The following is a 5,548-nucleotide window of genomic DNA, read 5'->3' on the forward strand; positions in this document are numbered from 1 at the left end:
AACTCTATATATAGTACCTTGCCATAAGTTCTGTTCTGAAAAAAACTTTAGGAGGTTTAGTTTCCAAATCTAAGCACCAAAGGATAAATAAAAAGATAAATAACTAACAGGAACTATGCTAAACCTAAATGATATCTGTCAGACTGACCCAGATACCAGATATAGCGCTCAAAACTATAACGTTATAGTTTTTAAATCCATATATAGTATTTTAGCATAATTCCTATTCTGAAAAAAATTATCGGGGGTTTAGTCTCCCAACGCAAGCAAAAATCGGATTTGGAAACCAAACCCCTACGATAAAATATTACAACCAATTATTATAGGCAAGATGCCTGTGCTACAACTAATAACTAATAACTGAAATGAACTTACAAAGCGACAAAGAATGGTGGACTCAACAATGGATAGACTTGTTAAATTCTTATCGGTTTAAAAAACGATTAGAAAGAGCAAGAAATTATGCCAGACAAGGCAATGTTTTGAGTATAGAATTTAAAGAACAAAAAATTATTGCCCAAGTTCAAGGTACAGCACCCGAACCATACAAATTATCATTATGGTTAGATACTTTCACTGATGAAGACTGGAATTTTATCATTAAAACTTTGTCAGAAAGAGCAATTTTTACCGCCAAATTATTAGCAGGAGAAATGCCTCAAAATATAGAAGAAGTTTTTGCTGCTAATGGCTTAAGACTATTTCCTTTTACCTTAGACGATATCCATGCTAAATGTGACTGCCCAGACCCAGCTAGAGTTTGTAAACATATTGCAGCAGTTTATTATTTATTAGGCGATCGCTTCAGTGACGACCCATTTCTCTTATTTCAATTACGCGGTCGTACCAAAGAAAAAATCTTAGAAGAACTACGTCAAAAACGGGGTAAAAGTGAAGATGAAAGAGTGACAGAAACCAAACAAATAAAATCTGAAAAAATACAAAGTAAGGACTTACTTACCAACCCTCGAACTATAACTTCAGCTACTCAAGAAACTCTAAAAATTGAGCAATTCTGGGAATATAATCAACAGTTAGATTCTTCCTTAGTAGTGATTACGCCATCCCCAAGTAATGAGACAGTTTTAGATGTCTTAGGGCATATTCCTTTAGGTGCATCTGCTGATATTGTTATGAATTATTTCCAGAAAATTTATCAGAATGTGAGTCAGCAGGCAGCGATCAAAGCATTGAACCAGGGAGAAGATGAATATGATAGCTAAAGTCATTTCAGTTAGCCTCTTGCCTCCTGGGTCAGAGCTGCGCTTTTTCGTATAGGGAATGCTCCGCTTTCCATGTCGCTCCGCGTTTTGCTGGCGCACAACTTTCNTCTTGCAGAGGAGCTTCGCTAACGTTAACGTTAACAGTTAGCCTCCTTTCCTGCGGAATGCTGCGCAAACGGAGGAACTGCGTTTGCGCAGCATGACCTAGGATAGTTATGCGCCAGGAAAACGACCGCTTTTTACCCCCTTGTAGAGCCTAGGGCTGTTTCATTCATATCGTGAGTTAACAATTTAAGGAGAACGGGAGATGTTTAGGAGCAGAAAATAGAGAAATTAGCCATATCAGTGCCGATTTTTCAGCTTCGGAGTGTCATTGAAGTAGCACTCAGCGCTCAGCACTCAGCAGTCAGCTATTAGCTTTTCAATGTGTATAATGGGGGATACTCTAGAGTTGCCCCTCCGCGTCTTATAACCCCCACGCAAAGCGCACCACTAATTTTTCTCTCCTCTTGTGGGGGACTTAAACCCTCGGATTTTAGCCCTCCTGCTAAATGCTGGCAAGCTCCGCATGACCTAAGGAAAAGCTAATAGCTAGTTAAACTCTGTCTAAATATCTGGTTCAATAGCCTCAAATCAAAACTATTCGTATTTTTAACCTTTAAGAATAATTGATGAATATTGGGGATGCCCTGTGGGTAAAGGGTGGAAAATTCTCCCCTGCTCCCTACTCCCCTGCTCCCCAGGAGCCTTAAGCAAGAATGAAACGGCCCAGCCTTGTAGAGCGACAGCTCCTGGCCCAGCTAAGGCGAGGCTTGAGAACTTAATTTCTTGGTCAAAAGTTAACAGCTATAAAATTCACAATTTTTCTTAGTTTTTACCTCTTGTTTCTTACTTACCTAAAGTATTTGTAATATGATTTTTTCACAATGGATACAATTTGGATAATATTGGCTACAAATTCCTTTTCCTTGTTTCCAATAACCCAAATTTTGTAAGATTATTTATATAAAATACTTTTGAATTTTGACTTCCGTGAAATGCTAAACTTACTTCCCTGATTTCTTTGTTATAGCACTACGCAAATAGATTAGGAAGTTTATAAATTCTCAAACTCTCATTGCTTTTCATCTGTTAAATCACGGAATTTGTTGTTACAGGATATTTCATAATTCGCTCCTAATTATCTTTGGCAATAAAAACTATGTTGAGCTAATTTTAATTGTTCTAGAAAGCTTGATGATTTGTATAACATTTTTCGGNCTGTTAAATCACGGAATTTGTTGTTACAGGATATTTCATAATTCGCTCCTAATTATCTTTGGCAATAAAAACTATGTTGAGCTAATTTTAATTGTTCTAGAAAGCTTGATGATTTGTATAACATTAATAACAATTTTAAAAAACAACAATATGTTATAATTAAGATTAGCTAGCTAAAAATACCAATAGCTATAATACCTTTAAATTTATACAGTAGTGATTTTTTACCATGTTTGTACGAAATTTTTTAGGACTTTCCTTGGTAAGTCTTTTAGTTTCAGCTCCTCGAGTTAATCACCCGCAACCTACATTGACAAATCAGATGGAATCAGAGGCATCACAATTGCTGGCAATAGATTTTCCTGAATCAGATTCAAGAGGTGCGCCATCTAGAACTAGAGGAGCTGGGTCTCGTGGTCCATGTAATCCAATAATAAAAGAAAAATCAGGAGTCAACCTAACTGCTGTAATGCCACAAAATAATATAGGTACAACAGTTAGTCCTAACCCAACTGTCTATCTATATGTTCCAAAAAGCAGTAAACAAAAGGCAGAATTTGCTGTCTATGATTGGACAAATAGAGTCAGAGAACCAATATACATAACCAATATATCTCTGCCCCAGTCTGCTGGAATTGTGAAAGTAAATTTACCAAAAAATGTTGCATTACAACCGAATAACACTTATTTTTGGCATTTTGGTATAATTTGCAATCCATACCAGCGTAGCTTAGATTATTATATTAACGGATGGTTAAAACGTACCTCCCTAACTCCACAAACAGAAGCTAAATTGAAACAACTGGAGGAAAAACCATTAGAGCAAGCCAAACTCTATGCTGAATCATCTGTCTGGAGCGAAACTATCACAACTTTAGAAAAATCTCGTGNTTTGGCATTTTGGTATAATTTGCAATCCATACCAGCGTAGCTTAGATTATTATATTAACGGATGGTTAAAACGTACCTCCCTAACTCCACAAACAGAAGCTAAATTGAAACAACTGGAGGAAAAACCATTAGAGCAAGCCAAACTCTATGCTGAATCATCTGTCTGGAGCGAAACTATCACAACTTTAGAAAAATCTCGTGCAGCTTATCCTAATGCCTGGAAAGAACTTTTACAATCAGTAGGACTAGGAAAAATTGCCGATAGCCAAATCTTTGATTTTTCTCAAGAAATACAATCCGATCAAAGATAATGAAAATTGTTAAATTATCTTGAAGATCGATAAGAAAAAATGACTGAATAAAGTTAGCTGGCCAATTTAAACGGCTAGCTAAATAAGGGATCGTAACATTTTCATGCTACTAATATCTAGTTAATATCTATAAATTAAAATTTGAAAACTTTAGCTACTTTTGGATAGTATTTTCAGGATATTAAGGTTCATGGATTTATTCCACACCTTTTGACAGGGAATAACCTCTTAAAAATTTTGTATAGGGTTAATACCCTTGAGTATAATAAACGTTGTACATAAATATAGTCTTATGTAGTCAAATAATGTCAAATATCTTCGTTGATTTGTACATGCATAGCTACTAAGTATTTGACAAAATGTAATAACTCTCGACCTGATGTTTAATGGTATAATGAAGTTGTCGCTTAATTCCCGACTAAATAATCAAAAAAATTCCGAAATTATCATAGCCCAAGTGTAATTTTAACAAGAATGATTTATGAGATTAGTTGAGAGACATATTATTCAAGCAACACATCGGTTTTATGCTGAAATTGACCGACTGTGTTTCTTGTCGAAAAATCTCTATAACTATGCTAATTATTTAGTTCGGACTTCTTGGATATTTGTCTTGTCAAATATCTCCTATTATGACTTGCAAAAAACACTCTCTACTCAAGTAGACTATAAAACAATGCCAGAATCGAGTATCTCAACAAATCTTGATGATACTAGATAGAAACTGGAAAAGCTTTTTAGCAGCGAACGAAGTTTATAAACAGAATCCGTCAAAGTTTAAATCTCGTCCTCGTCTTCCTAGATATAAAAAGAAAATAACGGGAAGAAATATTGTAGTTTATACAAAACAAGCCATCAGCAAGAAGCAACTTAAGCAAGGAATTATTAATCCTTCTAAAACTGGGATTTATCTAAAAACATTAGTACCTACTTCACGCTCTTAAACAAGTTCGGCTCGTCCCTAGACTTAACCATTATGTAATTGAGGTAGTTTATGAGAAATGCGAAAAACAATACAANTTCCTAGATATAAAAAGAAAATAACGGGAAGAAATATTGTAGTTTATACAAAACAAGCCATCAGCAAGAAGCAACTTAAGCAAGGAATTATTAATCCTTCTAAAACTGGGATTTATCTAAAAACATTAGTACCTACTTCACGCTCTTAAACAAGTTCGGCTCGTCCCTAGACTTAACCATTATGTAATTGAGGTAGTTTATGAGAAATGCGAAAAACAATACAAGCTAGAGAAAAATCGTGTTTGCAGTGTTGATATTGGGTTAAACAATTTAGCTACATTAAGTTTTAATCAAGCCGGAATCAAACCGCTCTTGATAAATGGTAGACCGTTAAAATCTATCAATCAATACTATAATAAAGTGAAACGCTTCCTACAATCTCAACTCCAGGAAAATAGCTCAAGTAAGAGACTGAAAAAACTTTGCAATAAAAGAGAATTTAAAATCAATGACTATCTTCATAAAGCATCTCTTTTGATTATTAAGACCCTGATTAATCAGATGCAGAGGAACTCTGATAATAGGGCATAATGAGGAATGGAAACAGAAGATAAATTTAGGGAAAAGAAATAATCAAAATTTTGTATCTGTTCCCTATAATAAGTTAATTTAAATGTTATCTTATAAAGCCAAGATGGTAGGGATAGATGTGATTATTACAGAAGAATCTTATACTTCCGCATCAAGTTTTATAGATAATGATTTGATTCCAATGTACAAAAAAGGTGAGAAAATAAGAGTCACCTTTTCTGGAAAAAGAGTAAAGCGATGCAGCGCCGCCAAAGGGGGTTTCCCCCATGAGCGACTGCATCAAGACAAAGAGGAATGCAATCGTACCGCCAA

The 5,548-nt window shown here is 35.1% G+C and carries 6 protein-coding genes and 1 pseudogene; all 7 read left to right on the forward strand.

The annotated features are described in order from the left end of the window. Positions 1 to 365: 365 nt before the first annotated feature. On the forward strand, positions 366 to 1,223 hold the full coding sequence (locus AFK68_RS12880; RefSeq protein WP_094673165.1) for a hypothetical protein: 858 nt from the start codon (positions 366 to 368) through the stop codon (positions 1,221 to 1,223). A gap of 1,582 nt (positions 1,224 to 2,805) precedes the next feature. Then, on the forward strand, positions 2,806 to 3,373 hold a 568-nt coding region (locus AFK68_RS44995), incomplete at its 3' end, for a DUF928 domain-containing protein (RefSeq protein ID WP_371357361.1). 15 nt (positions 3,374 to 3,388) lie between these two features. Next, positions 3,389 to 3,685, forward strand: a complete 297-nt coding sequence (locus tag AFK68_RS45000) for a DUF928 domain-containing protein (protein ID WP_371357362.1) — start codon at positions 3,389 to 3,391, stop codon at positions 3,683 to 3,685. A gap of 481 nt (positions 3,686 to 4,166) precedes the next feature. Further along, the gene (locus tag AFK68_RS38775; protein ID WP_210407380.1) at positions 4,167 to 4,406 is read left to right on the forward strand and encodes a hypothetical protein; all 240 of its coding nucleotides are present in this window, start codon (positions 4,167 to 4,169) and stop codon (positions 4,404 to 4,406) included. After that, positions 4,390 to 4,629, forward strand: coding sequence for a hypothetical protein (locus tag AFK68_RS38780; RefSeq protein WP_210407381.1), 240 nt, complete (start codon positions 4,390 to 4,392; stop codon positions 4,627 to 4,629). The genes AFK68_RS38775 and AFK68_RS38780 overlap by 17 nt, the downstream gene beginning before the upstream one ends. Before the next feature lie 262 nt (positions 4,630 to 4,891). Further along, the gene (locus tag AFK68_RS45005; RefSeq protein WP_210407382.1) at positions 4,892 to 5,236 is read left to right on the forward strand and encodes a transposase; all 345 of its coding nucleotides are present in this window, start codon (positions 4,892 to 4,894) and stop codon (positions 5,234 to 5,236) included. Between the two features lie 82 nt (positions 5,237 to 5,318). Continuing rightward, positions 5,319 to 5,548, forward strand: a pseudogene (locus tag AFK68_RS38790) (hypothetical protein); the annotation flags it as partial.

Source organism: Hydrocoleum sp. CS-953, from assembly GCF_002260545.1.
GTDB lineage: Bacteria > Cyanobacteriota > Cyanobacteriia > Cyanobacteriales > Microcoleaceae > Trichodesmium.